Below are 26,311 nucleotides of genomic sequence, written 5' to 3'. Positions count from 1 at the left end.
TTTGGCTTATTCGACTTACCTAGTAGAGATTGCGCGGCCCCCTGCTGTCAAACTTCCGGCCACCTTCGACGTGTTGCGTGGGCGAAGACCCCGACCTACTATTAAGTTACCGGTCAGTAGCACTCGTCATCCCGAGCGCGCATGACCGCCTTCTCCACAGACGATCGATCACGGAACAGATCAGGGATAGGTGTGCACCAGTGAGCCACTACAAGAGCAACCTGCGCGACATCGAGTTCAACCTCTTCGAGGTGCTCGGACGCGACCAGGTCCTCGGCACCGGCCCCTTCGCCGAGGTCGACGCCGAGACCGCCCGCGAGGTGCTGGCCGAGGTCGACCGGCTCTCGCGCGAGGAGCTCGCGGCGTCGTACGAGGACAGCGACCGCAACCCGCCGGTCTTCGACCCGCAGACCCACACCGCGCCGATCGGCGAGTCGTTCCAGAAGAGCTACCAGGCCTGGATGGACGCGGAGTTCTGGCGCCTGCAGATCCGCGAGGAGCTCGGCGGCACCCCCGCGCCCCCCAGCCTGATCTGGGGCCTGGCCGAGATGGTCCTCGGCGCCAACGCGCCGATCTGGATGTACGCCGCGGGCGCGCCGTTCGCCGGCGTCGTGTGGAACAACGCCAACGGCGTCGAGCGCGACCAGCGCGTCGCCCAGATCATGGTCGAGCGCCAGTGGGGCTGCACCATGGTCCTCACCGAACCCGACGCGGGCTCCGACGTCGGCGCCGGCCGCGCGAAGGCCGTCCCCAACGAGGACGGCTCCTGGAACATCACCGGCGTGAAGCGGTTCATCACCTCCGCCGAGCACGACATGAGCGAGAACATCATGCACCTCGTGCTCGCCCGCCCCGAGGGCGTCGAGGGCGTCGGCGGCCCGGGGACCAAGGGCCTCTCGCTCTTCTGGATGCCGAAGCACCACTTCGACCACGAGACCGGCGAGCTGACCGGCGAGCGCAACGGCGTCTACGTCACCAACGTCGAGCACAAGATGGGCATCAAGGTCTCCAACACCTGCGAGGTCACCTTCGGCGACCCGCAGGTCGGCGGCGGCGAGCCGGCCAAGGGCTGGCTGCTGGGCGAGGTGCACAACGGCATCGCCCAGATGTTCGACGTCATCGAGAACGCCCGGATGATGGTCGGCACCAAGGCGATCGCCACCCTGTCGTCGGGCTACCTCAACGCGCTGGAGTACGCCAAGACCCGCGTCCAGGGCGCCGACCTGACCCAGTCCGGCGACAAGACTGCCCCGCGCGTGACGATCACCCACCACCCCGACGTACGCCGCTCGCTGCTGACGCAGAAGTCCTTCGCCGAGGCGATGCGCGCGCTGGTGCTCTTCACCGCCACCGTCCAGGACGACGTCTACTTGGCCGAGGCCAACGGCACCTCGGACTCCGACGAGGCCCGGCTGGCCGCCGCGCTCAACGACCTGCTGCTCCCGATCGTCAAGGGCTACGGCTCGGAGCGCTCCTGGGTGCTGCTCGGCACCGAGTCGCTGCAGACCTTCGGCGGCTCCGGCTTCCTGCAGGAGTACCCGCTGGAGCAGTACGTCCGCGACGCCAAGATCGACACCCTCTACGAGGGCACCACCGCGATCCAGGGCCAGGACTTCTTCTTCCGCAAGATCGTCAAGGACCAGGGCAAGGCGCTGGGCCACCTCGCGGGCGAGATCAAGAAGTTCATCGACTCCGAGGCGGGCAACGGCCGGCTGAAGAACGAGCGTGAGCTGCTCGCCACCGCGCTCGACGACGCGAACGCGCTCGTGGGTCACATGATCAACGACCTGATGTCGGCGCAGGAGGAGGTCCGCAACCTCTACAAGGTCGGCCTCAACACCACGCGCCTGCTGATGGTCCTCGGCGACGTCGTCTGCGCCTGGCTGCTGCTGCGCCAGGCCGAGGTCGCGCTGGACAAGCTCGGCGGCGACACCGGCAAGGACCAGGCGTTCTACGAGGGCAAGGTCGCGGCCGCGCAGTTCTTCGCGCGGACCAACCTGCCGCGGATCAGCGCCGAGCGCGCGATCGCCGAGGCGACCGACCTGTCGGTCATGGATCTCGATGAGGGCTCGTTCTGACCCCAGGCTCCACCGCACGACGGCCGCCCCGGTTCCCGGGGCGGCCGTCGGCGTTCCCGGGCACTCAGGGCCGCAGGTGCGCCCGCGCGGCCCGTCGTACGGCGTCGGTGAGGCGGGTCAGCGCCGGGGAGTCCAGACGCCACCGCTGCCAGTGCAGGGGTACGTCGAGCCGCGTCCGGCCGCCCAGCGTGACCAGCCGGCCCGCCTCCAGGTCGGGGAGCAGCTGGGGCTCGGGGAGCATCCCCCAGCCGAGCCCGAGCCGGACCGCCTCGTGGAAGTCGGCACTGGTCGGCACCCGGTGCACGACCGGCACGGAGTCGACGCCGTACCCGCGGAGCACGTCGTACTGCAGGTCGTCCTTGTCGTTGAAGAGCACGACCGGCATCGCGGCCCAGTCGTGACCGCGGCCGCGCCGCCACCGCTCGGCGAAACCCGGGGCGGCGGCCGGCCGGTAGCGCAGGGACCCGAGGCGCTCGACCTCGCAGCCCTGGACCGCGACCGGGTCGCTCGTCACCGCGGCGAGCACGTCACCGCCGCGCAGCAGGCCGGCCGACCAGGCCTGGTCCTCGACGTGCAGCCGCAGGACGCTGTCGTCCCAGGCGGCGACCTCGCCGACGACATCGCGGAACCAGGTCGCGAGCGAGTCGGCGTTGATCGCGAGCGGGAGCTCGACCCGGTGGCCGCCGTGGCCCAGCGCATCGCGGGCCTCGTCGTACAGCAGCTCGGTCTGGCGGGCCAGCCGGAGCAGCGCCTCGCCCGCCTCGGTGGGCCGGCACGGGGTGCCGCGCCGAATCAGCACCCGGCCGGCCGCGGACTCGAGTGCGCGGATCCGCTGGCTCACGGCGCTGGGCGTGACGTGGAGCTGCCGCGCGGCCGCGTCGAAGGTCCCGTGGTCGGCGATCGCGACCAGCGCCGCCAGCTGGTCCGGGTGCGGCCTCATGAAGCGATGCTAATGCTGCTGCAGATTCTTTCGCTGGCCTTCATCGGAGCGCGACCGTAGCGTCGCCGTGTGCTCGACTCCACCGCCGCCGGCCTCGTGACCGGCCTGACCCTGATCGTCGCCATCGGCGCGCAGAACGCGTTCGTGCTGCGGCAGGGCATCGCGCGCGAGCACGTCGTCCCCGTCGTCGCGGTGTGCGCAGTCTCCGACCTGGTGCTGATCTTCGTCGGAGTGAGCGGCATCGGCACCGTCGTCGAGCGGGCGCCCGCCGTCATCGACGTGGTGCGCTGGCTCGGCGTCGCCTTCCTGACCTGGTACGGCGTCCGCACGCTGCTCGCCGTACGGCACGCCTCCGGGCTGGCCGCGAACGGCGGGCAGCGGCTGTCGCGCCGCTCGGCGGTCGGCCGGGCGGTCGCGCTGACCTGGCTCAACCCGCACGTCTACCTGGACACCGTCCTGCTCCTGGGTTCGATCGCCAACACGCACGGACCGGACGGCCGATGGGCGTTCGCGGTGGGAGCGGGCGCGGCGAGCCTGCTGTGGTTCTCCGGGCTGGGCTTCGGCGCCCGCCTGCTGTCGCCCCTGCTCGCGCGCCCCCGCGCGTGGCAGGTCCTCGACGTCGTGATCGGCCTGACCATGCTGGCCATCGCGGTCTCACTCGCCCTCGGCTGACGGTGGCACTCGCTACGCTGCATCGCCATGGACGACCAGCAGCGGCTCGCGGCGTACGTCGAGGTGTGGAAGCAGGCGGTCGACGACCTCGTCGCCCTGCTCGAGAGCCTCCCCGAGGAGGACTGGTCCCGCCCGACCGACCTGCCGGGCTGGGACGTCCGCGCCGTCGCCTCGCACATCGCGCACCTCGAGGGGATCCTCGCCGGCGGCCCCGAGGAGTCCGCCGACATCGGCGAGCCCGAGCACGTCACGGGCTTCCTCGGCCAGTACACCGAGATCGGGGTCGTCAACCGGCGCGAGCTCCCCGCGGCCGAGATCGTCGAGGAGATCCGGCAGGCCGCCACGACCCGCTACTCCGCGCTGCAGGCAGACCCGCCGACCGACGCGAGCGCCAAGCCCGAGGTCATCTTCGGCGGCGTGCCGTGGGACTGGGAGACCCTGTTGCGCAACCGCCCGCTGGACGTGTGGATGCACGAGCAGGACGTACGCCGCGCGATCGACCGCCCCGGCGGCATGGACGGCGAGCCGGCCCGGCACACCGCCGAGTACCTCGCCGAGTCGCTCGGCTTCGTGCTCGCCAAGAAGGCCGGCGCCGCCCCGGGCTCGACCGCGGTGCTGGAGATGGCGGGCAGCGAGCCGTTCGCGTTCACCCTCAACGACGCCGGCCGCGGCGAGCGGCTGCCGCAAGCGCCGGCGTCGCCCGACGTGACCCTGCGGATGGACCGCGAGACCTTCGTCCGCCTGGCCGGCGGCCGGCGCGCGGAGCCCGACCGGGTGGTCGTCGAGGGCGACGCCCAGCTCGGCCGGAGGATCCTCGACTCCCTCGCCGTCACGCCGTGAGCGCGCCGCGGACCGACGCCTGGCAGCTGGCGGACCTGCCCGACCAGGCCGGGCGCACCATCCTCGTCACCGGCACCAGCGTCGGCGGGCTCGGCCACCACACGGCCCTCGAGCTGGCCCGTCGCGGTGCCCGGGTCGTGCTGGCCGGGCGGACCCCGTCGAAGATCGAGGAGACCGACGAGGCCATCCGCGCCGAGGTGCCGCACGCCGACCTCGAGCGGCTCGAGGTCGACCTCTCCAGCCTGAAGTCCGTACGCCGCGCCGCGGACGCCGCGACGGCGTTCGGGCCGATCCACGTCCTGGTCAACAACGCCGGCGTGATGGGGACGCCGCACTCCCGCACCGCCGACGGCCTCGAGCTGCAGCTGGCCACCAACCACTTCGGACCCTTCCTGCTCACCGGGCTGCTGCTGCCGCAGCTGGTCGCGAGCGAGGCGGGCGTCGTGGTGACGGTGTCGTCGCAGTTCCACCGCTACGCCCGCTCGGCACCGCTCGGCGATCCCCGGGTCGAGGGCCGCTACTCGCGCTGGCCGGCGTACGCCCAGACGAAGCTGGCCAACCTGCTCTTCACCTACGAGCTCGACCGCCGGCTGCGCCAGGCCTCGCTGCCCGTCCGCGCGCTGGCCGCCCACCCCGGCTTCGCGGGCACCCACCTGGCCGCGAACGGTCAGTACGGCCGCGCCCAGGGCGGCCGGGCCACCATCCTCGACGCCGCGATCCGCGCGGTCTCGCAGTCCGCCGCCGCCGGCGCGTGGCCGACGCTGATGGCGGCGACGGCCGACCTGCCGGGTGCGACCTACTGCGGTCCGAGCGGGCCGCTCGAGATGGCCGGCGCGCCTCGCGTCGTCACCAGCACCCGACGCTCGCACGACGAGGTCGCCCAGCGTCGGCTCTGGGAGCTGAGCGAGGACGTCACCGGGGTCCGCTACCCGTAGACCAAAGTCGGAGCCGGCACCGACGAGCGGCCGATGCGGTGGCGGCGCCGGTCGTCCTAGCCTGCCGGGGTGGCCGAGCAACCGCAGCAGACCTGGGAGCTGGTCATCGACGGCCAGGCGCACCTGGTCGAGGTGCACGGCTCGGTGAACCGCCGGATCGAGTGGTACGTCGACGGCGAGCTGGTCGGCACGGAGAAGTCCACGGACGACCGGATCCAGGTCAAGGCCGACGACGACCCTGACCTGGGCTCGATCGGCGTCTTCTTCTCCGGGCTCGGCAGGCCACGGCGGGCGACGTACTTCGACCCGGGCCAGCAGGGCGACCTGAAGGCGCTGGCCGGCGTCGGCGGGCTGGACCTGGTGCCCGAGGAGGGCTCGAAGGCCGCGGCGTACGAGGAGCGGGTCCGCGCGCACCCGACGACCTATGCGCTGCTGGCGGCGGGTGGCGGGGTGGCCAAGGTCGTCGTGCCCATCCTGCTCGCGCTGCTCGTGGCGCGGTTCGCCGTGTCGATCCCGTGGCCCGACTGGAACCTCCCGTCGATCCCCACCCCGGACCTGCCGTCGATCCCGTGGCCCGACATCCCGTGGCCGTCGATCCCCTGGCCGGACGTGAGCGTCCCGGGCTGGGTGGAATGGGTGCTCGACAAGGTGAAGTACGTCTGGCCGATCGTGCTCGCGATCGTCATCGCCCGGACCGAGATCCAGCGTCGGCGCAAGCAGGACGAGCTGCGGCAGCAGCGCCGCGAGCGTCCGGCCCCGCCGTCCGATCCGTCGTCCGACCCGAAGGACGACGACGCCTGAGCCCGGCTCAGCCTCGGCCGAGGAGCAGGTCCAGCGGTCGGGTGCCGACCGGAAGGCCGTAGCCGTCGTAGTAGTCGAACATCGCCCGCAGCCACGGGTGCTCGACGTCGTTCTCGACCCGCCGCGCGCTCCTGCCGGCCTCGGCCGCCAGCTCCCCGATCGTGGCGGCGCGGGTCGCCAGCTCGTACGTCGCCCCGACGTGGCCGTCCGTGGTCAGCACGACCGCGGCCGCCTCGCCGACCTCGGCCAGGTCCGCGAAGCCGAAGACCGCGTCGACGTCGTACGGGACGTCGAGATCGGCGGAGAGATCGAGGTTCTGCAGGTAGGCGCCGGGCTGCAGGATCGTCCAGGCCAGCCCGGAGCGGCGGACGAGGTCCTCGGACGCGGCCTTGCCGAGGTGGTGCGGCATCGCGGGGACGTACGGCGACGCGACCGAGTGGTAGCCGATCCGCCCGACACCCGCGTCGCGCAGGGCGTCGAGGACCTCCGTGACGTACGCCGGCTCATCCGGGTGCAGGTTCGGCGCGATCAGGTACGCCGCGTCGCAGCCGGACAGCACGCGGCGCAGGTCCGGCCACTCCGCCCGCCCGATGGGCACCGTCTCCACGCCGCGCCGCTCGAGGGCCTCGCACACGGCCCGGCCCGTCTTGCCCCGTCCTCCGATGACTCCGATCGTCATCGGTCCAGTCTGGAGCATGGCCCTCGGCGGCGAGTATCGTCCCCGGCGTGAGCGACGACTGGCGTAGCGAGACCGTCGACCGGGTGCGGACCCTGATCCGCACGGCCGAGCCGGAGGTGGTCGAAGAGGCCAAGTGGCGCAAGGCGTCGAACCCCGACGGCGTCCCCACGTTCTCCTGCGACGGCCTGGTCTGCACGGTCGAGACGTACAAGGACAAGGTCAAGCTCACCTTCGCCAAGGGCGCCTCGGTCGCCGACCCGACCGGGATCTTCAACGCCAGCCTGGACGCCGGCACCCGCCGCGCGGTCGACCTCCGCGAGGGCGACACGCTCGACGAGGACGCGTTCGTGGAGCTGGTCCGTGACGCGGTGGCGCTGAACCGGGCGTGAGCTCTACTCGCTGACCCGGTCCCGCACGCGCACCAACCCGGCGAGCGTGGCGATGTACGCGGACCCGTCGGGGGCGAGCGTGACGGCGGCGTAGTGGTTGTTGAACATCGTGCCGAGGCCGGTGCGGACGGCGAAGGCGGTGCGGCCGGTGCGGGCGTCGATGGCGGTGAGGTACCAGGCGCTGGCGCCCCAGCGGCTCGGCCGCTTCGTGTACGCGTAGACCAGGCCGGTCTGCAGCGAGACCTTCGGGACCGAGGTGGGGGCGACCTGGTCGGAGGTCCACGACACGCGGCACTCGCCGTCCGCGACGTCGACCCGGGCGAAGCCGGGCTGGGTCGCGAAGCCGAGCATGGTGCTCCAGGGGCCGGCGTACCCGTGGTTGTTCTCCACCACGACGCCGCCCTCACCGACGGAGACGAGCGAGTTGTCGGTGGCGCCGGCGCCCTTCTCGAAGACCTCCGCCCGGCAGACCTCCTCGCCGTCGTCGGTGCGCAGGAAGAGCACGCGCATCCGCTGGTCGGCGTTGTCGGTGATCGCGACCAGGCCGTCGGGCAGCAGCGTCGGCGTCGTACCGCTGCCCTGGCTCAGCTGGCCGGGCTTCTGCGACGTACCCCGGTCGTACGTCGTGCGCCAGCGGACCACGGGGCGGTGCCGCCGGTCGTCGGCGACCAGCTTGTAGAGCGCCTCGACGGTGACGACGTACACCCCGCCGTCCTCGCCCGTGGCCAGCGAGTTGGCCACCTCCTCGCCCAGGTCGAGGGTGCGTACGACGGGCTCCTCGGCCCCGGTCTCGGTGATCGTCCCGATCAGGCCGTCGCCGGTGACCCACCAGATCCGGCCCTCCCAGTCCGGCATCAGCGCGATCAGGCAGTCGTCCTCCGGCACCACCCCGGAGAGGTCGTAGCTCTCCTCCGTGGTCAGGTCGGGGTCGCCCTCACCGTCGTGGGTTGCGACGACGAGCACCCGGCGGTCGGTGGTGGCGAGGACGGCGCGGTCCTCGGCGTCGAGGTAGAAGTACGACCCGCCGCACAGGTCCTGCCAGGGTCGCTTGCCGGAGTTGCCAACGCGGTCGGGCAGGTCCTTGGTGACCAGCGGCCGCATGGTGTCGGGGTCGATGACGTGCAGGGTCGGGCCGCTGAGGTCACCGCAGAGCGCGACCAGCCGCTCGCGCTCGTCGAAGGCGAGGGTCGCGCACTCCTCGACGCCGTACCAGGCCGTGTCGACCTCCGGGGAGTCGCCGGTGGGGCCAGGGCCGGCGTACGCGTCGGAGGCCCAGGCGTCGTTGTGCATCGAGCTGCGCCCGTTCGGCGCCAGCTCCGGGTGCTGGGGCAGCTCCATCGGGATCGGCTGCTCGCTCACCGCGCGGCCGACGTACGACGGCGTCACGAGCGCGCCGCCTCCGGGCGGGAGCGGGAACCACCCGTCGGGCGCGATGACGGGGATCGCCACCACCAGGGCCACCGCGCCGGCCCAGGCCGCCACCACCCGGCGGGTCGGGCGCAGCCACGGCCAGAGCCTCCGGCGGCTGCGCGGAACCGCGAACGCGACCACCACCGCGAGCACCACGACGGGGCCGAGCAGCAGGTAGAGCAGCGCCGTCCCGAGCAGGGCGAGCGAGCGCGCGTACCTCAACGGGCTCGGGGTCGGGGGGCGGGCATGCCCCGCATTGTGCCTGCTGGCAGGCCCCGATCAGCGGAAGAGCGCGCTGTACGCGTTCAGTGCGGGCTGGCCGCCGAGGTGCGCGTAGAGCACGTTCGACTCCGGCCCGATCTCGCCGGTGCGGACCAGGTCGAGCAGGCCGGCCATCGACTTGCCTTCGTAGACGGTGTCGAGGATGACGCCCTCCAGGCCGCCGACCAGCCGGATCGCGTCGAGGGTGGAGTCGACGGGGACGCCGTACAGGTCGCCCGCCCAGCCCTCCAGCACGGTGATCTCGTCGTCCCGCAGGTCGCGCGGGACGCCGATCAGCTCGGCCGTACGACGCGCGATCCGCTCGACCTGCTCGCGGGTCTCGTCGAGCTTGGCGCTCGCGTCGATGCCGATGACCCGGCGGCGCCGGCCGCCGGCGACCTCGAGGTCGGCGAAGCCGGCGATCATCCCGGCGTGCGTCGAGCCGGTCACCGAGCAGACCACCACGGTGTCGAAGAAGACGCCGAGCTCGGCCTCCTGCTGCGCGACCTCGTGCGCCCAGTTGGCGAACCCGAGCCCGCCGAGGCGGTGGTCCGAGGCGCCGGCGGGGATCGCGTACGGCGTACCGCCGCGCGCCTCGACGTCGGCGAGGGCTTGCTTCCAGGAGTCCTTGAAGCCGATGCCGAAGCCGGCGGGGTCGAGGCGCACCTCCGCGCCCATGATCCGGCTGAGCAGGATGTTGCCGACCCGGTCGTTGACGGCGTCGGGCCAGTCGACCCAGTTCTCCTGGACCAGCACGCACTGCAGGCCGAGGTGCGCCGCGACGGCCGCGACCTGGCGGGTGTGGTTGGACTGGTAGCCGCCGATCGAGACCAGCGTGTCGGCGCCGGAGGCGAGCGCGTCGGGGACCAGGTACTCCAGCTTGCGCACCTTGTTGCCGCCGTACGCGAGGCCGGAGCTGACGTCCTCGCGCTTGGCCCAGATCCGGGGGCCGGTGCCGGCGGAGGTCTCGGTCGCGAGGTGGGCGCTGAGCCGGTCGAGCGGGTGCACGGGGCTCGGGCCGAAGGTCAGGGGGTGCCGGGGGAAGTCGGAGAGGGCCATGGGTGTCTCGGTCAGCTTTCGGCTCGGGGATCGTCGGTGAGGGTGTGCCAGGTGTCGTAGGTGACCAGGGCGGCCTGCTCGGCGTGGCCCGCGGCGCAGTGCTCGATGAGGGTCGTGTGGAACTCGACCGAGCGGAGCCCGGCGTCGGAGGCGAAGCGGAGGTTCTCGGCCCGGCGCAGCACGGGCGTGTACTGCTCAAGGACGGCGGTGATCGCCCGGTTGCCGGCGATCCGCAGGGGTACCCCGTGCAGCTGCCGGTCGGCCTCGTGGGCGGCGTCCAGGTCGCCGGACCGGACGGCGGCGGCGAACCGCTCGTTGGCGGCCCGCATGATCTCGAGGTCGGCCGCGCTCAGCCGCTCGACGGCCTGCCGGACGGCGACGGCGTGCAGGCCGGCGACCACGTCGCGGGCCTCGCGCACCTGGACGAGGTCGAGCTCGCTGACCACGGTGGAGCGGCCCGGCCGCGCGACGACCAGGCCGACCTCGCCGAGTCGCAGCAGCGCCTCGCGGACGGGAGTGCGGCTGACGCCGAGCCATTGCGCCAGGTCGAGGTCGCGCAGCTGCTCGCCCGGGGCGAGGGTGCCGTCCACGATCGCATCGCGGAGCCGGTGGAAGACGTCGTCGCGCAGCAGCGACCGCTCGGGCAGCGGCGGACTCGCGGGGATCGGCATGCAATATATTGCACATCGCGTGGCTGCCGTTCGTCAAGCGTCGTGGCGCTCCGCCCCTTCGCGGCGCCCGGCATGATGACGCCATGGCCTCCCCCCGCGCTGGACAGCCCGCCGAGCCCTCCGACCTGGTCGACGTCGCGCACCTCGTGACGGCGTACTACACCGGGGTCCCGGACCCCGACGACGTCGACCAGCAGGTCGCGTTCGGCACCAGCGGTCACCGCGGCAGCTCGCTCAAGACCTCGTTCAACGAGACGCACATCCTCGCCACCACCCAGGCGATCTGCGACTACCGCCGCTCGCAGGGGTACGACGGCCCGCTGTTCCTCGGCCGCGACACGCACGGCCTGTCCGAGCCGGCGTGGGCCTCGGCCCTGGAGGTGCTGGCCGCGAACGACGTGACCGTGCTGGTCGACTCGCGCGACGGGTACACCCCGACCCCCGCGGTCTCGCACGCGATCATCCGGGCGAACGGCGGTCGTGCAACGGGCTCCGGGCTCGCGGACGGCATCGTCGTCACGCCCTCGCACAACCCGCCCACCGACGGCGGCTTCAAGTACAACCCGCCGCACGGCGGGCCCGCCGACAGCGACGCCACCTCGGTGATCGCGCAGCGGGCCAACGAGCTGATCGCCGGCGGGCTCGCCGAGGTGAGGCGGACGTCGTACGACGCGGCTCGCCGGGCCGCCGGTTCGTATGACTTCCTGGGCACGTACGTCGACGACCTGCCGTCCGTGGTCGACCTGGACGCGATCCGGCGCGCGGGGGTGCGGATCGGCGCCGACCCGATGGGTGGGGCGTCGGTGCACTACTGGGGCGAGATCGCGGAGCGGCACGGGATCGACCTGACGGTCGTGAACCCGCTGGTCGATCCCACGTGGCGCTTCATGACGCTCGACTGGGACGGGAAGATCCGGATGGACTGCTCGTCGCCGAACGCGATGGCGTCGCTGATCGCGCAGAAGGCGTCGTACGACATCGCGACCGGGAACGACGCCGACGCGGACCGGCACGGCATCGTCACGCCCGACGCGGGGCTGATGAACCCGAACCACTTCCTGGCCGTGGCGATCGAGTACCTCTTCGGCGGCGCGCGCCCCGACTGGCCCGCCGGAGCGCGGATCGGCAAGACGCTGGTGTCGTCGTCGATGATCGACCGCGTCGCGGCCGCCGTCGGGAAGCCGATGGTGGAGGTGCCGGTCGGCTTCAAGTGGTTCGTGCCCGGGCTGATCGACGGGTCGTTCGGCTTCGGCGGCGAGGAGTCCGCGGGGGCGTCGTTCCTGCGCCGCGACGGATCGGCGTGGACCACCGACAAGGACGGGCTGATCCTGTGCCTGCTGGCCGCCGAGATCCAGGCCGTGACCGGGTCTTCGCCGTCCCAGCGGTACGCCGCGCTGGTGGCACGGCACGGCGAGCCGGCGTACGCCCGCATCGACGCGCCGGCCTCCCGCCCCGAGAAGGCCGCGCTGGCCGCCCTCTCCCCCTCCGACGTCTCCGCCACCTCGCTGGCCGGCGAGGAGATCACCGCGAAGCTGACGGAGGCGCCCGGCAACGGCGCGAAGATCGGCGGCCTGAAGGTCACGACCTCCTCGGCGTGGTTCGCCGCCCGGCCGTCCGGCACCGAGGACGTCTACAAGATCTACGCCGAGTCGTTCCGCGGACCCGAGCACCTCGCGCAGGTGCAGGACGAGGCGCGCGCGGTCGTCACGGCGGCGCTGGGCTCGTGATGACGGCGGGGGAGGTGTTCCAGGTCCGCCTCGAGAAGCACGAGCACACCGGCTGGCGGCGGCTCCGGGTCGGCGCCTGGGCGCTGGCCACCGCCGTCGCCCAGGGCTTCGTCGGCAGCCCGTCGGTGGGCGAGTGGGTGGTGCGCCACCGCACCGACGGGCGCGAGCTCTTCCGGGTCGACGCGGGCGACGAGGAGGAGGCCGCGGTCCTGCGGGCCGAGCTCGACCGGCAGCTCGAGGAGCTGACCCCGGACGAGTTCGCCGCGCGCTGGGCGACCGCTCAGGAGTAGCGGTGGCTCTTGGCCGCGTGGCCCTGCTCGCGGGTGCAGGTGCGGCCGCTCATGTTGCGGTGTCCGCAGAGCGCGTCTCCCGTGGGCTCCTCCGCTCGGGCCGCCGCCTTCTTGGCGGGGGTCGCCGCCGGCTTCTTCCGCGGGGCGGCGGGAGTCGCCGCCCGCGCGGTCATCTCGGCGTACCGCGCCTCACGCATCGCCCGCAGGGCGTCCATCTTGCTCATCGCTGCTTCACCCGAGGAACCCTAGGACCCGGCACCGACAGTCGGACTCACCGCACCCACAGACCGTGCGGCCGGAGCAGCTCGACCACCCGGCCCTCCAGCCACCGCGCCTCGTCGCGGTCGGCGCAGACGGCCCAGGAGACGTCGAGCTCGAGACGGCGTACGGCGCTCGCCGCCCACCGCCGCGCACGCCTCTCTCCACCCTCGACCTGCTCGCGCACCCAGTCGGTGTCGGCCAACGCCCGATCGAGCGCGGCCTCCGAGAAGCCCGACACGGCCGCCTGCCCGGTGAGGTAGGCGCGCAGCCGCCCGTACAGCCCCTGCGGCGACCCGCCCCCGGCCCGCTCCCCCGCGTGGCCGACGTGCCGGACGACCCGGCTCGGACGCTCCAGGAAGAGGTAGACCCCCGGCGCCCGGGGCGCCTCCGCGATCGCCTCGACCAGCGGCGCCCACGCCGACCACTCGGCCAGCCCGGGCAACTCGGAGTACGCCGCCAGCCGGGCCTCCTCGTCGGCGTACGTCGTCATGCGCCCATGCTGCCGGGAGCCGCCGACAGGGTGGGGTCGGGCGGGTGTGCGCGGGGTCGTCGCAGGAGCCGCAGGTTCATCACGGTATGCAGACGAGCTCGCACTCACCACGGCGTACCCACCATGGGAACCGACAACTGATCTGCCTACCGTGATGTGCCTGCACGCCCCGCCGATTCGCCTGCATACCGTGATGAACCAGCAGCAGCGCGCCCCCTACCGGAACTGCGTCGGCAACCCGTGCCGGATCGCCCAGGCGACCGCCTCGGCGCGGTTGGTGGCACCGATCTTGCGGTACGCCCCCGGATGTGGGTCTTGATGGTGTTGACGCCGAGGTGGATCTCGCCGGCGATCTCGAGGTTGGAGTAGCCCTGCGCGATCAGCGCGAGGATCTCGCGCTCGCGGGGGGTGAGGCCGAGGTCGGAGCCCACCCGGTCCTTGAACCGGGCGGACTCGCTCGACCCGACGACCGGGTTCTCGCCGGTGTCGCCGGGCTGCCAGCCGGTCTGGGTGGAGTGGACGGCCGCGCAGATCTCGGCCTCGTCGGCCCCGATGTCGAAGAAGCCCTCCGCGCCCCGGGCGAGGGCCTGCGAGCCGAGGTCGGGGCGCAGTCCGCGGGTCACCGCGAGCACGGTCGAGGCGGTCTTGTCGATGAGGATGTCGAGGTCCGAGCCGTCCCCGCCGAGGAGGCCGATCACGTCGTACAGGACGACGTCCGGGTCCGGTCCCGTGGCGTTGAGGGGGACCACGTCGACCCGGCACTCACACTCGGTGAGGATCGCGCGAAGACCTGAGGTCACGACCGGCTGCGGGCTGACGATCGCGACGCGAACTGGCAACTCGTCCACGACGAAATTCTGCCAAAAGCCCAGGTCAGCGATCAAGACGACGCCTCACCGGACCCACCCCAACGGTTCCTCACCCGTTCGGGTGAGGGGCAACGATTTCCGGTCCGATGCTTCCTGTACGCGAGATTTTCTGGTGATGTTCTCGATGCGGACCGTCTCGGGCCCGCCGGAGCGGCGCCTTTCCGGGCGCCCTTCGCACATATCTCGGAGGATCATGTGAATCGACGCATCTCTCGGGTCGTCGGTGTGGTCGCAGGTCTCGGCCTCGTGTCGATGGCCGTGCCTGCGACCGCTCAGGCGACAGTGCAGGCACCAGGTCAGGCGGCCCCGCGGCTCGACGAGGTCACGGCCGCCACGGGCGAGCCGCGGACCAAGCCCGACAACTTCCCCGACCCCCTCGCACGCAAGCGCACCGCCCTGCGCCAGCGGGCGGTCGGCGACCTGGTCGCGGGGGAGGCCCGGACGGTCGGCAAGGGTCGGGACCGCACCATCCGGATGGCCGACGGCACGGAGGTCGAGTATCCCGTCAAGCAGACCTCGCAGCTGCTGACCTTCCTCGTCGAGTTCGGCGACGGCGAGGGCAACCCCGACTTCCCGGACAACACCTCCGGTCCGCTGCACAACGAGATCCCGGAGCCGGCCCGCAGCGACAACACGACGTACTGGAAGCTCGACTTCTCCCGCCAGCACTTCCTGGACATGTTCTTCAACGGCCTCGCCGACCAGGACGGCGAGTCGTTCAAGGACGTGTACGACGAGATGTCCAGCGGCCGCTTCGACCTGAAGGGCGACGTCTCCGACTGGGTCAAGGTCGACCACCCGGCGTCGTTCTACCAGGAGCTCCAGGACGCCGACAACGACCCGGAGACCCCGGAGACGGGCGAGGAGACCGGTCAGAAGATGACCAGCTTCCTCCAGGACTCCGCCGACGCCTGGTACGCCGCCCAGGTCGCCGCGGGCAAGACGGACGCGCAGATCCAGGACTACCTGAAGACCTTCGACGTCTGGGACCGCTACGACTACGACGGCGACGGCGACTTCAACGAGGCCGACGGCTACATCGACCACTTCCAGGCCATCCACGCCGGTGAGGGCGAGGAGGCCGGCGCCGACACCTGGGCCATCTGGTCGCACCGCTCCGCGGTCAACCAGAACGCCGACGTCGGCCCGGCGGGCAACGAGAACGGCGGCGTCCAGATCGGCGACACCGGCCTGTGGATCCGCGACTACACCACCGAGCCCGAGAACGGCGGGCTCGGCGTCTTCGCCCACGAGTTCGGCCACGACCTCGGCCTGCCCGACTACTACGACACCCAGGGCGGCGACAACGGCACCGGCTTCTGGAGCCTGATGAGCTCCGGCTCCTGGCTCGGCCACGGGGACGGCACCACCGGCACCACGCCCAACCACATGGGCGCGACCGAGAAGCTGTTCCTCGGCTGGTACGGCGACAACAGGGAGGACCTCGCCATCGTGGACGGCACCGCGCCGGCGAAGACGATCACCCTCGGCCCGTCGTACCACGCGACCACCAAGGGCAAGCAGGCCCTCGCGGTCCAGCTCCCGCAGGGCAGCTCCACCGTCGACGTCGTCGAGCCCGACCAGGGCACGCACTACTTCTACTCCGGCAACGGCGACGACCGCGTCGCCACGGTGACCGGCCCGACGACGACGGTCCCGGCGGAGGACCCGACGCTCACGGCACGGGTCAGCTACTCCATCGAGGACGACTGGGACTACGCCTACGCGAAGGTCTCCACCGACGGCGGCGCGAACTGGACCTACCTCGAGACCAACCTGTCGACCACCGACGACCCGAACCAGCAGAACGCCGGCTTCGGCATCACCGGCTGCTCGGGCACGCGGGACGACGACGGGGTCTGCGACAACGCGTGGACCGACCTCACCGCCGACCTGACGCCGTACGCCGGCCAGCAGGTGCAGGTCCAGTTCGAGATGTTCAACGACGCGGCGTACCACGAGCTCGGCTTCTCGGTGGACAGCATCGCCATCGGCGACACCCTGCTCACCGACGTCGAGGACGGCGCCCCGAACTGGACGCTGAAGGGCTTCCAGGTGATGGACGGGCCGTCGTACACGAAGGTCTACGACCGCTACTACGTGGCGGAGAACCGGCAGTACCAGGGCTACGACAAGACCCTCGCCGAGGGTCCGTACAGCGCCGACTACCCCGTGACCGCGCCCAACCGGGTCGACCAGTTCCCCTACCAGGACGGCCTGCTCGTCTGGTACGCCAACGGGCTGTTCACCGACAACAACACCAGCGCCCACCCCGGCGGCGGCCAGGCACTGCCGGTCGACGCCCGGCCGGCGTACCAGCGGTGGCAGAAGAACGGCGTGGACGCCGCCGCGGCCAGCGGCCGGCTGAACGCGTACGACGCCACCTTCGACGTCGACCAGACCGACGCGTTGCGGCTGACCAACGAGAGCCTGGACGGGGTCACGTACGACGTCGCCGCGCGTCCCGGCAACCCGGTCTTCGACGACAGCGACGTCAACCGCTACTGGGACAACGCCTCCGTCCGCGCCTCCTGGTACTCCACCCAGGTCGCCGGCGTCGGCGCGATGATCCAGGTGCTCTCCTCCGACGAGCGCACCGGTCAGATGGTCGTCAAGGCCGGTCGCCGGTTCGCCGCCGCGACCGCGCCCGTCGCGATCACCGGCCGGGCGCGCGTGGGCCAGCGGCTGGGCGTGGTCCCGGCCACCTGGGCCGTGGGCGGCACGAGCACCTTCACCTGGACCGTCGGCGGCAAGACGGTCGGCACCGGCACCGGCTACCGGGTGCGGCCCGCGGACGCCGGCAAGACGGTGAGCGTGACGGAGACCCGGACCGCGACCGGCTACGACAGCGGCACGTCCACCACCTCGACGGCACGGGTCCGGCCCGCCGCGGTCAGGCTGAGCGTCCGCGCGCCGAAGACGGTGAAGCGGAACCGGACGGCGGTCGTCAAGGTCGCCGTCACCTCCCCGGGCCTCACGGCGCGGGGTGCGATCAAGGTGACGTACGCCGGCACGTCGCTGCGTGCCAAGGCGCTGCGCGACGGCCGGGCACGCGTCGTACTCCCGAAGCAGGCGCGGCCGGGCCGGGTCCGGCTGGTCGTGCGGTACGACGCGAGCACCGGTTTCAGCGACGCGCGGACGGTGAAGACCGTCCGGATCGTGCGGTGACCGCGCACTGATCGATCGCAGGACATCGGAGCCCGGCACCGCACGGTGCCGGGCTCCGGTGCGTCCTGGCCGCTACCGTGGCGTGGTGGCCGTGATCGAGACCGTGGGGCTGACCAAGGCGTACCCCGGCGTCACGGCCCTGGACCGCCTCGACCTCGCCATCGGCGAGGGTGTGACCGGCCTGGTCGGCGCCAACGGGGCTGGCAAGTCGACCTTCATCAAGATCCTGCTCGGCCTGGTGCCGGCGACGGCCGGGACCGCGCGGGTGCTGGGCTACAACACCGCGACCGAGGGCGCGTCGGTGCGGGCGCTGGTCGGCTACATGCCCGAGCACGACTGCCTGCCGGCCGACGTGTCCGCGAGCGACCTGGTGGTGCACCTCGGGCAGATGTCGGGACTGCCGTACGCCGCCGCCCGCGAGCGCGCCTCCGACGTACTCCGCCACGTGGGCCTCGCCGAGGAGCGCTACCGCCCCATCGGCGGCTACTCCACCGGCATGAAGCAGCGGGTCAAGCTCGCCCAGGCGCTCGTGCACGACCCGCGGCTGGTGCTGCTCGACGAGCCGACCAACGGTCTGGACCCGTCCGCGCGCGACGACATGCTCTCCCTGGTGCGCCGCATCGGCGCCGACTTCGGCATCGCCGTCCTCGTCACCTCGCACCTGCTCGGCGAGCTGGAGCGGATCAGCGACAGCATCGTCGTGCTCGACGGCGGCCGGCTGCTGCAGTCGTCCGCGACCGCCGACCTGCTGCACGCCACCGGCAGCCTGCTGGTCGAGGTCCAGGGCCGGCCCGACGCCGACCGGCTGCTCGGCCAGGCGCTCGTCGACGCCGGGCTGGCCGCGCGGCCCGCCGGGGGCCGGCTGATCGAGGTCGACGTCCGCGACGAGCACACCCCCGACCAGGTGCGTGACCTCACCGTCGACCTCGGGCTCGGGCTGGTGCGGATGCAGGAGCGGCACCACCGGATCGAGGACGTCTTCCGCCAGGGAGGTGCCGGTCATGTCCAGCCTGCCTGAGACTCCCGGCGCCTCGGCGCAGCCCACCGGCGTCATCCACGACCTCGGCTACCGCCCGTACGCCGGCCCGCGGCTCGGCGATCGCTCGGTCGCCTGGACGTTCTTCGTCACCGGCCTGCGCAACACCTACGGGCTGGGGCGCTCGGCGCGCTCCAAGGCACTGCCGATGATCCTGCTCGGGCTGATGCTGCTGCCGGCGCTGATCCTGGTCGGCGTCCTGGTCCAGGCGCGCGACCTCCTCGACCTGGACAGCCAGCTCGTCGCGTACTCGACGTACCCCCTCACGACGCAGCTGCTGATCTCGGTGTTCGTCGCCGCCCAGGCGCCGGCGCTCATCTCGCGCGACCTGCGCTTCCGCACGCTGACGCTCTACCTGGCGCGGCCGATGCGGCGCACGACGTACGTCCTGGTCCGGCTGGCCTCGCTGACCGTGGCGACGTTCGTGCTCATCGGCTCGCCGCTGCTGCTGATGTACGTCGGCGGGCTGCTCGCCGACCTGGCACCCGGGCGGGAGACCGAGCGGTTCCTCGGCGCGATCGTGGGCGCGGCCCTGCTCGCCGCCTGCCTGGCCGGGCTCTCCGCGGTGGTCGCCGCGTTGACGGTCCGGCGCGGGCTGGCGGTCGCGGCGGTGATCGTGGTGCTGCTGGTCAGCTACACGGTGGTGTCGACGGTGCAGGGCGTGTCCTCGGAGGTCGACAACGACCGGGTCGGCGAGGTCGCGGGGCTGTTCTCGCCGTACACGCTGGTCAACGGGGTGCAGCACGCTCTCTTCGACTCCCCGGCCGCCACCCCGACGCCGCCGGAGGGTGCCGCGATGGGGCTGCTGTACGTCGTCGTGACGGTGCTCGTCGTGCTCGGGTCGATCGGCGCGCTCCTGCTCCGCTACCGGAAGGCCGACTGATGACGTCGATCGTCCTGGACCACGTGTCGCGGTGGTTCCGCAACGTGGTCGCCGTCAACGACGTCTCGATGACGATCGGCCCCGGGGTGACCGGCCTGCTGGGGCCGAACGGCGCCGGCAAGTCGACGCTGATCGCGATGATGTCGGGCTTCCTGGCGCCGTCGGCGGGGACCGTCACGCTGGACGGCGAGCCGCTGTGGCGCAACGAGCAGGTCTACCGCCGGCTCGGACTGGTGCCGGAGCGGGATGCGCTGTTCGACTACCTGACCGGGCGGCAGTTCGTGGTCGCGAACGCGGAGCTGCACGGGCTGCCCGACCCCGGGGCGGCGGCGCAGCGGGCGATCGCGCTGATCGAGATGACGGACGCTCAGGACCGGGAGATCTCGACGTACTCCAAGGGGATGCGGCAGCGGATCAAGATGGCCTCGGCGCTGGTGCACGACCCCGCCGTACTGCTGCTGGACGAGCCGTTCAACGGCATGGACCCGCGGCAGCGGATGCACCTGATGGACCTGCTCCGGTCGATGGGGGCCGAGGGGCGCACCATCCTGTTCAGCTCGCACATCCTGGAGGAGGTCGAGCAGGTCGCCCGGCAGATCGAGGTCGTCGTCGCGGGCCGGCACGCGGCCTCGGGCGACTTCGGCGCGATCCGGCGGCTGATGACCGACCGGCCGAACCGGTTCGTGCTGCGCACCGCCGACGACCGGCTGCTGGCCTCGGTGCTGCTGGCCGACCCGTCGGTGCGCGGCGCCCGGCTTCGTGCGGAGGGCGGGATCGAGCTGGAGGCGTCCGACTTCGGGCGGTTCAGCGAGGTGCTGCCGCGCCTGGCCCGGCAGCACGGCGTACGCCTGCACGAGGTGACGCCGACCGACGAGTCGCTCGAGAGCGTCTTCGCCTACCTGGTGTCGTCATGACGACCCCGATGCCGATCAACCGCACGATCGTCCGCCTCGGCGCGCTCAGCGTCTTCGGCCGCTGGCGCGGCCTGCTGCTGATGGTGCTGCCCGTCGTACTCCTCGGGCTGGCGGTGCTGATCCGGGTGCTCGTCGGGGAGGACCAGCCGGTCACCGAGAACACGCTGTACGCCTTCGGGCTCTCCGTCGTCACGCCGCTGGTCGCGCTGCTCGCCACCTCCGGCCAGCTCGCGCCGGAGATCGACGACGGCTCCATCTCCTACCTGCTCGCCAAGCCGCTGCCGCGTTCGTCCATCGTGGTCAGCAAGCTCGTCGTGGCGATCGGCTGCGTCCTCGTCTTCGCCGCCGTACCCCTGCTCGTCGCCGGTCTCGTCCTGCTCGCCTCCGAGCCCGCGATCGCCGTCGGCTTCGGCCTCGCCGGCCTCCTCGGCGGCGTCGCCTACTGCTCCCTCTTCGCGCTGCTCTCGGTGCTCACCCGGCACGCGATCGTCGTGGGCCTGATCTACCTCTTGATCTGGGAGGGCCTCCTCGGCGGCCTCCTCGACGGCGTCCGCTGGCTCTCCATCACCCGCTGGTCCGGCGAGATCGTCGACGCCGTCGCCTCCACCACCATCGTCACCGACGTCCCCACCTGGTACGCCCTCGTCGCCTCGTTCGTCGTCATCCTCGGCGGAGCCTGGCTCACCGGGCACCGGCTGCGGGGGTTCAACCTGACGGGGGACGAGTAGATTCTTAAACCGGCACCCGAGGGCGTGTCGCATGGCAAACTACGAATGAGTCCTTGTCCTCGTTCAACGACCGTCCGACCACATAAGTGACCTGGCAACGGACCCTTCAACCGGCAGGTCTCAAATTGGTCCGCATACTCACTCCACAAGCCGTCTCGCTAACGACCGGACTGCCGCTAACGGACCGACCTGGGATGCACCGGGGCGTACGTCGCTTCCGCACCGTGTTTTTCCCTGGAGTTCCACCTACAATTGCACCACTGCTCAGCACTGATCTCGGCGACGACGCTCCGCGATCACCCACTCTTTGAACCCAGGAGCTCGCGCGCTCCGCTCACGTCGCTTCACCCGACTGTGCATCGTACTTGCCAAGCCGTGGCACGAATCTCCCTCCAAACGGACCGAGACTACGGCAGCACGGGCAGTCACAGAACAGCAAGTCCGCCGTTCGCGTTAGGCCCAATTGGAACCACCGAACGTCGGTGGAGCCGCACCAGCGACTCCACCGAGAGCTGGCTGCTCGGCAGGCACACGGCAGACTGACCTCCTCGGCACGACTAGCGAACGAGGATCACCATCCATCGCATGGCTCGAACGGGATCGTCACCGATCGGTGCCGATCAGTCACCATCGCGCGTGCGTCCTCTCCACTTCACTGGACCACAAACCTCGATGCCGCCCGGAATGCCAAGTCGCACCACCAGAGTCCCCTCCGATTCCGTCAATCTCCAACAACCGCGCCCCAAACGTGGCAAGGTCTCCTCGGAACGGATCCGACCACCACATTTCTGGAGTTCTGAGTGCGCGTCCACCTTGTAGAGCCCGACTCCAACCGCCGCGGCGACCTCTTTACGAAGAGGGTTTCCGATGTACTTCATGTCCTAGGGTGGCAGAACTTTCGCTTCGATATCGCCAAATCCGGACGAGAAATTGACGTCACCGCAAATCACCGCACAGAGCGACGCCAGCTTCGCGCCGAGTGCAAAGCCAAGAAAGATCCAGTTGGTGGGGGCGACCTCAACAAGTTCGCCGGAGCGGTCGACGTTGAATCACGAAAAGCCGAAGAGCCCGTAACTGCCTACTTCATATCGCTGAACGGGTTTACTGAGACTGCGGTCGAACAAGAGCTCGAAGCAGACGGCCGGATCTCGCTCATCGATTCAACGAGGATCATCGATGAACTTGTTCAGTCGTCCGTTATAATCTCGCCCGACCGAGCCAGACAGGCGATCATCGAGCGCCTCGGAGGCAAGTTCGAGGTCGATCCGGTCCGCGACCTGATCGCCCACGAGGTTGGTTGGACTTGGCTAGTCTTCTTGTCGGGCGGCCGCGATCGGAAGTGCTTTACGCTGGTTCACGCCAACGGCGAATCACTCGATCAACGAATCGTCGAACAGATCTGTTCCGACGACGGGGACTACGAGCAAATTCTGAAGGACTTATCGTATATCGGGCACAATGGTTCGACCACTACTTCGGCTTCTGCTCGGACGACCGCCGCCCGAGCATACTTGGCCCATCTCCAACGAGACGCCGGATTCATCACGCTCGAGGGAATGCCGGCGGACGAACAAATCGGCAGCCGCGCCATCCCGCTACACGATCTTTTCGTTCCGCTCAATGTTCATCCCGAGATGCCACATAGTTCGGGTCCCTCGACCCCGGGCTCGGACTTCGAGTTCGATGCCACGGCGGTATCGACCGAGACATTCATGAAGGCGCACCGAGCCGCCGCGATCGTTGGGCCGCCCGGATGCGGCAAGTCCACTCTCATGAAGAGACTAGCTACAGGCAGCCTCAATTTCCTTGCTGCCGATGCCGACACAGAGACGGAGGCCTATCCGTTACTGATCCGCTGCCGATCCCTAGGGGATTTGAGCAGGTCGCCAATGCAGGACATTCTTGCGAACGCGATTCGCCGCGCCGAGCTGGGCGAGCTTGAGCAGCCCTTTCTGGAGGTTGTCCGCGAGAAACTTGGAAACGGATCGCTCCTGCTTCTGATCGATGGCCTCGACGAGATCGCCGACCCTGGAGCTCGCACCGCCTTCGCGACACAACTGCGCACTTTTCTCTCTACGTATCCGCGAATTCGAACAGTCATTACCTCGCGATCTTCAGCTTTTAGAACAGTTGCTAGCAGTCTGCGAGGAACCTGCGCCCTGGGCCGCGTGTCCGACTTGGATCACGAAGGAATCAGTCGCCTATGCCAGAACTGGGCCGATCAAGTGCTCGCTGGCGACCGAACCGCAGGTGCGCAACTCGCAATGGAAGTTACGACCAGTGAACGCGTGGCCGCTCTAGCAGTTAACCCGCTCCTTCTCACCACCATGCTCTTGGTGAAGCGCTGGATAGGCGAGATCCCGAGAAAGCGCACCATACTCTATGGAAAGGCGATCGAAGTTCTCGCAATGACCTGGAATGTCGAGGCGCATGAGCCTCTCGACCTCGACGAGGTATTGCCACAGCTTGGGTACGTAGCCCTTTCGATGCTGGACTCTGGGACCCAGCGAGTAAGCCGCCGCGAAGTTCAGCGTCTTCTGTCGAGTGCTCGCTCAGACATGCCAGAGATACTCGGCTACGTCCGCAGTGGACCCGCGTCGCTAGTCGACTCCGTCGAACACCGAAGTAGTCTTCTGACGCTTACGGGACACGATATCGCAGGCGGGATCGTAGAGCCCTTCTACGAATTCAAGCATCTCGCCTTTCAAGAATTCTTGGCAGCCAGGGCGGTGGTTGAGGGCTGGCACTCATCCGCGGGAGAACGAAGCTACGTGGACGTCATCGATCAAAAGGTGGGAGATGAGACGTGGGAGGAGGTGATTCCGCTTGTCGCAGTACTGGCGGGCCGCAATTCAGCGCCTCTCGTTGAACGGATCATGACTGTTGCTACAGACCAGGCCAGAAACCACCAGGCGCGGACAGTTGCGGCCCGAATGCTGACCGTGTGCCTTAGTGACGATGTACTAATCTCGCCAACCGTTGCACAGAAAGCACTTGAGGCACTACTTGAGGGGGACATCGCGGAGGATCGCGCAGCGGCCTACTCTATCCTCCGTAGCAAGTTCGCAACGATGTTCGACGAAACATCATGGCGGTCCGCCCGAGAACTGGGTTCTGTTTCACCTGGGGCATGCCAGGTTCTGACCCATATCTACTGTTTCGATAATCCTACTCGGGTATTCGATGTAGCCAGCGAGTTGATTCAGTATCTCGACATTTCCAGCGACCTGATGCAATCGTCGGAACTGAGGGAACGCGTGGTCGGAATAACTTGTGTCATGAACGCAGCCTACGAATATTATCCTCACTTCAATCAACGATTGTCGGCACGCAAGTTGCCTCCAGGAGAACTGGCGGCCCTACGGGACTGCCTAGATTCAATTCGTGGGAACTTGATAACGGGAAACCTGGAGCCACTCGAAAGAATGGCTTCCTATTGGGCGATTGCGTGGGGCGGGACGATCATGCGTTGGCCACGCGCACTTCTCGTTTCGCTTGCATCTGCCCAACTGCGGGACTGGAAGACACTGGCCGAGACAGGCGATGAGACGAGGCGGATTCTTGCCTGGTCACTCGGAGGTATGCCCATCCGGAAGAATCTCGTGGGATCGCTCGAGTTTTCGCGCGACGACGAACTGTTCCTGCGGGATCAGATCAGCATCGACGGCAAGTGGCACCATCAGCAGTTGCGTGGGGCGTTGACCCTTCTCGCTTATGGTGATCGCCTAACGGACGATCTAGCTGGCGTATTTGAGCAGTTCGACGACCGCCTCTACCCCGGCGCGTCGAGATTCCTGGACGCAATCGAGCGCGTTAGTTCACCTGGGCCCCTGCGTGAAGCGGTCGTATCATTGAAGCGGCGTCCCGCGCCATAGCAAGGACTCCACGAAGGCGCACTTGATCTCACCTAAGTCAAGCGAGGTTCGAGCACCGACGCCGAGTGCACCCGCTGCCGCCATCAGCTTGACTCCATCGGCATCGTCGTAGCGCGGGTGAGAGCTGACGAGCGCCTGGCCTGAGCCAGCCTCCGACACCCCTCGCCGAGCGGGACAGGAACGGTCACGGAGCCCGCCGATTCCCGGAATCCAGGCTGCCCGAGGCACGCTTATCGGACTCACCGCGCTGCAGACGACCGGCGCACGTCCCCAATCTCGGGAGAAGGACAATGAGCATCGACGCGCACAACCGCGACAACCGGCCCTCCGGCGAGAGCGCCGACACCGGCACGGGAACCGTCCGTCCCCTGCGGCCACGGAGCGCGCCGGACAGTGCCCCGGACAGCTCGCCGGCCGCCGCTCGCCTCCTCGAGATGACCGCCCGGGAGACCGACCAGTGGCGCGCGGAGGCCAGGAGCGAGGCGGCCGCGATCGTGGCCGGCGCCCGCGAGGAGGCGGCCCGGCTCGTGCAGGCGGCCCGCACGGAGTCGGAGCGACTGGTGACGTCAGCGCAGGAGAAGGCGTCCGAGACGGTGAACGACGCGCGCGTCGAGGCGTACCGGGTGCGCGAGAAGTCGACGGCGGCGCGCAAGCGCAATGAGGAGGAGATCGCTCAGCTGGAGCAGCTGGCGACCCAGCACCGGGCGCAACTGCGGAGCCACCTCACCAAGATGCTCGACGAGGTCGACACCGCGGGCGACGACAAGTCGTAGCGCTCCCCGGCTACGTCCGCCGGTGAAAGCGGACGTCTCCGTCGCCGAGGCGTTCGGTCAGGTACCCCGGGTCGTGGGCCCGGTGGTGATGGTGCGAGCAGAGCAGCATCCCGTCGGCGAGGTCGGTGCGCCCACCGGTGGACCAGGGATGTCGATGGTGGGCCTCGCACCACGGGGCCGGGATGTGGCAACCCTCGGCGCGGCACTCGCCGTCCCGGAGCACCAGCGCCCGTCGCTGCCCGCGGGCGAAGAGTCGTCTGCTCCGGCCAAGGTCGAGGACCTCGCCCTTCCCGCCAAGGACCGCGGGGACGATCCCTGCGGTGCAGGCCAGGCGCCGGGCCTCGTCAGCGGTGATGCGGTCGTGGGAGTCGCCGGGGGCCGGGTTGCCGAGGGTGGCGGTGCCGAGATCGGCGCGTAGCGCGTCCAAGCTCATCGTGACGACCAGGGTGGTGGCGTCGCCGCCGTGGATCGGGAGGCGGGTGGGGTCGAGGGTCTCCAGGAGCTGGCAGAACGCCTGCGCTGTCTTGCGGCCGTAGGGCACCGGGCTGCTGGTCGGCTCACC

Annotated in this window: 24 protein-coding genes; 15 read left to right on the top strand and 9 right to left on the bottom strand. The window is 70.1% G+C overall.

Going from position 1 to position 26,311, the window contains the following annotated elements; all coding sequences use genetic code 11:
* The first annotated feature begins 200 nt into the window (after positions 1 to 200).
* Positions 201 to 2,078, top strand: a complete 1,878-nt coding sequence (locus tag VMF51_RS22910) for an acyl-CoA dehydrogenase (RefSeq protein WP_325476795.1) — start codon at positions 201 to 203, stop codon at positions 2,076 to 2,078.
* Positions 2,079 to 2,142: 64 nt separating this feature from the next.
* On the opposite strand, the gene VMF51_RS22905 is transcribed toward VMF51_RS22910, so the two are convergent.
* On the bottom strand, positions 2,143 to 3,018 hold the full coding sequence (locus tag VMF51_RS22905; protein ID WP_325476794.1) for a LysR family transcriptional regulator ArgP: 876 nt from the start codon (positions 3,016 to 3,018) through the stop codon (positions 2,143 to 2,145).
* A 69-nt stretch (positions 3,019 to 3,087) separates the two neighbouring features.
* Between VMF51_RS22905 and VMF51_RS22900 the strand changes: the two genes are divergently transcribed.
* The 4 genes from VMF51_RS22900 to VMF51_RS22885 all read left to right on the top strand — a co-directional run bounded on the left by VMF51_RS22900 (position 3,088) and on the right by VMF51_RS22885 (position 6,266).
* A complete protein-coding gene (locus VMF51_RS22900; protein ID WP_325476793.1) occupies positions 3,088 to 3,690 on the top strand; it encodes a LysE/ArgO family amino acid transporter in 603 nt (200 codons plus the stop codon).
* A 27-nt stretch (positions 3,691 to 3,717) separates the two neighbouring features.
* A complete protein-coding gene (locus tag VMF51_RS22895; RefSeq protein WP_325476792.1) occupies positions 3,718 to 4,530 on the top strand; it encodes a maleylpyruvate isomerase family mycothiol-dependent enzyme in 813 nt (270 codons plus the stop codon).
* Positions 4,527 to 5,465, top strand: coding sequence for an oxidoreductase (locus VMF51_RS22890; RefSeq protein ID WP_325476791.1), 939 nt, complete (start codon positions 4,527 to 4,529; stop codon positions 5,463 to 5,465). Before VMF51_RS22895 ends, VMF51_RS22890 begins: the two co-directional genes overlap by 4 nt.
* A gap of 69 nt (positions 5,466 to 5,534) precedes the next feature.
* Complete coding sequence (locus VMF51_RS22885; RefSeq protein WP_325476790.1) at positions 5,535 to 6,266, top strand: hypothetical protein; 732 nt, start codon at positions 5,535 to 5,537, stop codon at positions 6,264 to 6,266.
* 7 nt (positions 6,267 to 6,273) lie between these two features.
* Here the strand turns inward: VMF51_RS22885 and VMF51_RS22880 are convergent, their stop codons facing one another.
* The gene (locus VMF51_RS22880) at positions 6,274 to 6,945 is read right to left on the bottom strand and encodes an SDR family oxidoreductase (protein WP_325476789.1); all 672 of its coding nucleotides are present in this window, start codon (positions 6,943 to 6,945) and stop codon (positions 6,274 to 6,276) included.
* A 47-nt stretch (positions 6,946 to 6,992) separates the two neighbouring features.
* Here VMF51_RS22880 and VMF51_RS22875 point away from each other — a divergent pair, with 47 nt between their 5' ends.
* Complete coding sequence (locus VMF51_RS22875) at positions 6,993 to 7,334, top strand: DUF1801 domain-containing protein (protein ID WP_325476788.1); 342 nt, start codon at positions 6,993 to 6,995, stop codon at positions 7,332 to 7,334.
* A 3-nt stretch (positions 7,335 to 7,337) separates the two neighbouring features.
* On the opposite strand, the gene VMF51_RS22870 is transcribed toward VMF51_RS22875, so the two are convergent.
* Genes VMF51_RS22870 through VMF51_RS22860 form a run of 3 tightly spaced genes read right to left on the bottom strand, consistent with a single transcriptional unit; the run spans position 7,338 to position 10,735 of the window.
* Positions 7,338 to 8,966: a hypothetical protein gene (locus VMF51_RS22870; protein WP_325476787.1), complete on the bottom strand. Its 1,629-nt coding sequence runs from the start codon at positions 8,964 to 8,966 to the stop codon at positions 7,338 to 7,340.
* A gap of 57 nt (positions 8,967 to 9,023) precedes the next feature.
* Positions 9,024 to 10,064: a 1-aminocyclopropane-1-carboxylate deaminase gene (locus VMF51_RS22865; RefSeq protein WP_325476786.1), complete on the bottom strand. Its 1,041-nt coding sequence runs from the start codon at positions 10,062 to 10,064 to the stop codon at positions 9,024 to 9,026.
* Positions 10,065 to 10,075: 11 nt separating this feature from the next.
* On the bottom strand, positions 10,076 to 10,735 hold the full coding sequence (locus VMF51_RS22860; protein ID WP_325476785.1) for a GntR family transcriptional regulator: 660 nt from the start codon (positions 10,733 to 10,735) through the stop codon (positions 10,076 to 10,078).
* Positions 10,736 to 10,818: 83 nt separating this feature from the next.
* Between VMF51_RS22860 and pgm the strand changes: the two genes are divergently transcribed.
* Entirely contained in the window at positions 10,819 to 12,462 is a 1,644-nt protein-coding gene (gene pgm, locus VMF51_RS22855; RefSeq protein ID WP_325476784.1) for a phosphoglucomutase (alpha-D-glucose-1,6-bisphosphate-dependent), read from the top strand.
* Complete coding sequence (locus tag VMF51_RS22850) at positions 12,462 to 12,752, top strand: hypothetical protein (protein ID WP_325476783.1); 291 nt, start codon at positions 12,462 to 12,464, stop codon at positions 12,750 to 12,752. The genes pgm and VMF51_RS22850 overlap by 1 nt, the downstream gene beginning before the upstream one ends.
* On the opposite strand, the gene VMF51_RS22845 is transcribed toward VMF51_RS22850, so the two are convergent.
* From VMF51_RS22845 to VMF51_RS22835, 3 genes are all read right to left on the bottom strand, one after another.
* Positions 12,743 to 12,976: a hypothetical protein gene (locus tag VMF51_RS22845; protein ID WP_325476782.1), complete on the bottom strand. Its 234-nt coding sequence runs from the start codon at positions 12,974 to 12,976 to the stop codon at positions 12,743 to 12,745. The genes VMF51_RS22850 and VMF51_RS22845 overlap by 10 nt on opposite strands.
* A 47-nt stretch (positions 12,977 to 13,023) precedes the next feature.
* The gene (locus VMF51_RS22840) at positions 13,024 to 13,503 is read right to left on the bottom strand and encodes a hypothetical protein (RefSeq protein ID WP_325476781.1); all 480 of its coding nucleotides are present in this window, start codon (positions 13,501 to 13,503) and stop codon (positions 13,024 to 13,026) included.
* Positions 13,504 to 13,649: 146 nt separating this feature from the next.
* A complete protein-coding gene (locus VMF51_RS22835; RefSeq protein WP_325476780.1) occupies positions 13,650 to 14,387 on the bottom strand; it encodes a response regulator transcription factor in 738 nt (245 codons plus the stop codon).
* Positions 14,388 to 14,624: 237 nt separating this feature from the next.
* Between VMF51_RS22835 and VMF51_RS22830 the strand changes: the two genes are divergently transcribed.
* From VMF51_RS22830 to VMF51_RS22800, 7 genes are all read left to right on the top strand, one after another.
* Positions 14,625 to 17,540: an immune inhibitor A domain-containing protein gene (locus VMF51_RS22830; RefSeq protein WP_325476779.1), complete on the top strand. Its 2,916-nt coding sequence runs from the start codon at positions 14,625 to 14,627 to the stop codon at positions 17,538 to 17,540.
* An 85-nt stretch (positions 17,541 to 17,625) separates the two neighbouring features.
* Complete coding sequence (locus VMF51_RS22825) at positions 17,626 to 18,558, top strand: ABC transporter ATP-binding protein (protein ID WP_325476778.1); 933 nt, start codon at positions 17,626 to 17,628, stop codon at positions 18,556 to 18,558.
* Positions 18,542 to 19,459 carry an ABC transporter permease gene (locus VMF51_RS22820; RefSeq protein ID WP_325476777.1) on the top strand — a complete coding sequence of 306 codons (918 nt, stop codon included), beginning with the start codon at positions 18,542 to 18,544 and terminating at the stop codon, positions 19,457 to 19,459. Before VMF51_RS22825 ends, VMF51_RS22820 begins: the two co-directional genes overlap by 17 nt.
* Positions 19,459 to 20,373 (top strand): ABC transporter ATP-binding protein, encoded by a 915-nt coding sequence (locus tag VMF51_RS22815; protein WP_325476776.1) that lies wholly within the window; start codon positions 19,459 to 19,461, stop codon positions 20,371 to 20,373. Before VMF51_RS22820 ends, VMF51_RS22815 begins: the two co-directional genes overlap by 1 nt.
* Positions 20,370 to 21,101 (top strand): ABC transporter permease subunit, encoded by a 732-nt coding sequence (locus VMF51_RS22810; protein WP_325476775.1) that lies wholly within the window; start codon positions 20,370 to 20,372, stop codon positions 21,099 to 21,101. The genes VMF51_RS22815 and VMF51_RS22810 overlap by 4 nt, the downstream gene beginning before the upstream one ends.
* Positions 21,102 to 21,901: 800 nt before the next feature.
* Complete coding sequence (locus VMF51_RS22805; RefSeq protein WP_325476774.1) at positions 21,902 to 24,976, top strand: NACHT domain-containing protein; 3,075 nt, start codon at positions 21,902 to 21,904, stop codon at positions 24,974 to 24,976.
* A 290-nt stretch (positions 24,977 to 25,266) separates the two neighbouring features.
* Positions 25,267 to 25,749 (top strand): hypothetical protein, encoded by a 483-nt coding sequence (locus VMF51_RS22800; protein ID WP_325476773.1) that lies wholly within the window; start codon positions 25,267 to 25,269, stop codon positions 25,747 to 25,749.
* 10 nt (positions 25,750 to 25,759) lie between these two features.
* Here the strand turns inward: VMF51_RS22800 and VMF51_RS22795 are convergent.
* Positions 25,760 to 26,311, bottom strand: a 552-nt coding sequence (locus tag VMF51_RS22795) for an HNH endonuclease signature motif containing protein (protein WP_325476772.1), incomplete at its 5' end; no start/stop codon positions are given.

Source organism: Nocardioides sp., assembly GCF_035503875.1.
Taxonomy (GTDB): domain Bacteria; phylum Actinomycetota; class Actinomycetes; order Propionibacteriales; family Nocardioidaceae; genus Nocardioides.
This window is presented reverse-complemented; position numbering and strand designations above follow the sequence as displayed.

What these genes read in the sequence shown, in the direction of transcription:
- VMF51_RS22815 (WP_325476776.1), top strand. Translation starts at nt 19,459, where the DNA reads ATGACGTCGATCGTCCTGGACCACGTGTCGCGGTGGTTCCGCAACGTG.
- VMF51_RS22860 (WP_325476785.1), bottom strand. Translation starts at nt 10,735, where the DNA reads ATGCCGATCCCCGCGAGTCCGCCGCTGCCCGAGCGGTCGCTGCTGCGC.
- VMF51_RS22850 (WP_325476783.1), top strand. Translation starts at nt 12,462, where the DNA reads ATGACGGCGGGGGAGGTGTTCCAGGTCCGCCTCGAGAAGCACGAGCAC.
- VMF51_RS22820 (WP_325476777.1), top strand. Translation starts at nt 18,542, where the DNA reads ATGTCCAGCCTGCCTGAGACTCCCGGCGCCTCGGCGCAGCCCACCGGC.
- VMF51_RS22800 (WP_325476773.1), top strand. Translation starts at nt 25,267, where the DNA reads ATGAGCATCGACGCGCACAACCGCGACAACCGGCCCTCCGGCGAGAGC.
- VMF51_RS22895 (WP_325476792.1), top strand. Translation starts at nt 3,718, where the DNA reads ATGGACGACCAGCAGCGGCTCGCGGCGTACGTCGAGGTGTGGAAGCAG.
- VMF51_RS22810 (WP_325476775.1), top strand. Translation starts at nt 20,370, where the DNA reads ATGACGACCCCGATGCCGATCAACCGCACGATCGTCCGCCTCGGCGCG.
- VMF51_RS22880 (WP_325476789.1), bottom strand. Translation starts at nt 6,945, where the DNA reads ATGACGATCGGAGTCATCGGAGGACGGGGCAAGACGGGCCGGGCCGTG.
- VMF51_RS22905 (WP_325476794.1), bottom strand. Translation starts at nt 3,018, where the DNA reads ATGAGGCCGCACCCGGACCAGCTGGCGGCGCTGGTCGCGATCGCCGAC.
- VMF51_RS22865 (WP_325476786.1), bottom strand. Translation starts at nt 10,064, where the DNA reads ATGGCCCTCTCCGACTTCCCCCGGCACCCCCTGACCTTCGGCCCGAGC.
- pgm (WP_325476784.1), top strand. Translation starts at nt 10,819, where the DNA reads ATGGCCTCCCCCCGCGCTGGACAGCCCGCCGAGCCCTCCGACCTGGTC.
- VMF51_RS22830 (WP_325476779.1), top strand. Translation starts at nt 14,625, where the DNA reads ATGGCCGTGCCTGCGACCGCTCAGGCGACAGTGCAGGCACCAGGTCAG.
- VMF51_RS22840 (WP_325476781.1), bottom strand. Translation starts at nt 13,503, where the DNA reads ATGACGACGTACGCCGACGAGGAGGCCCGGCTGGCGGCGTACTCCGAG.
- VMF51_RS22845 (WP_325476782.1), bottom strand. Translation starts at nt 12,976, where the DNA reads ATGAGCAAGATGGACGCCCTGCGGGCGATGCGTGAGGCGCGGTACGCC.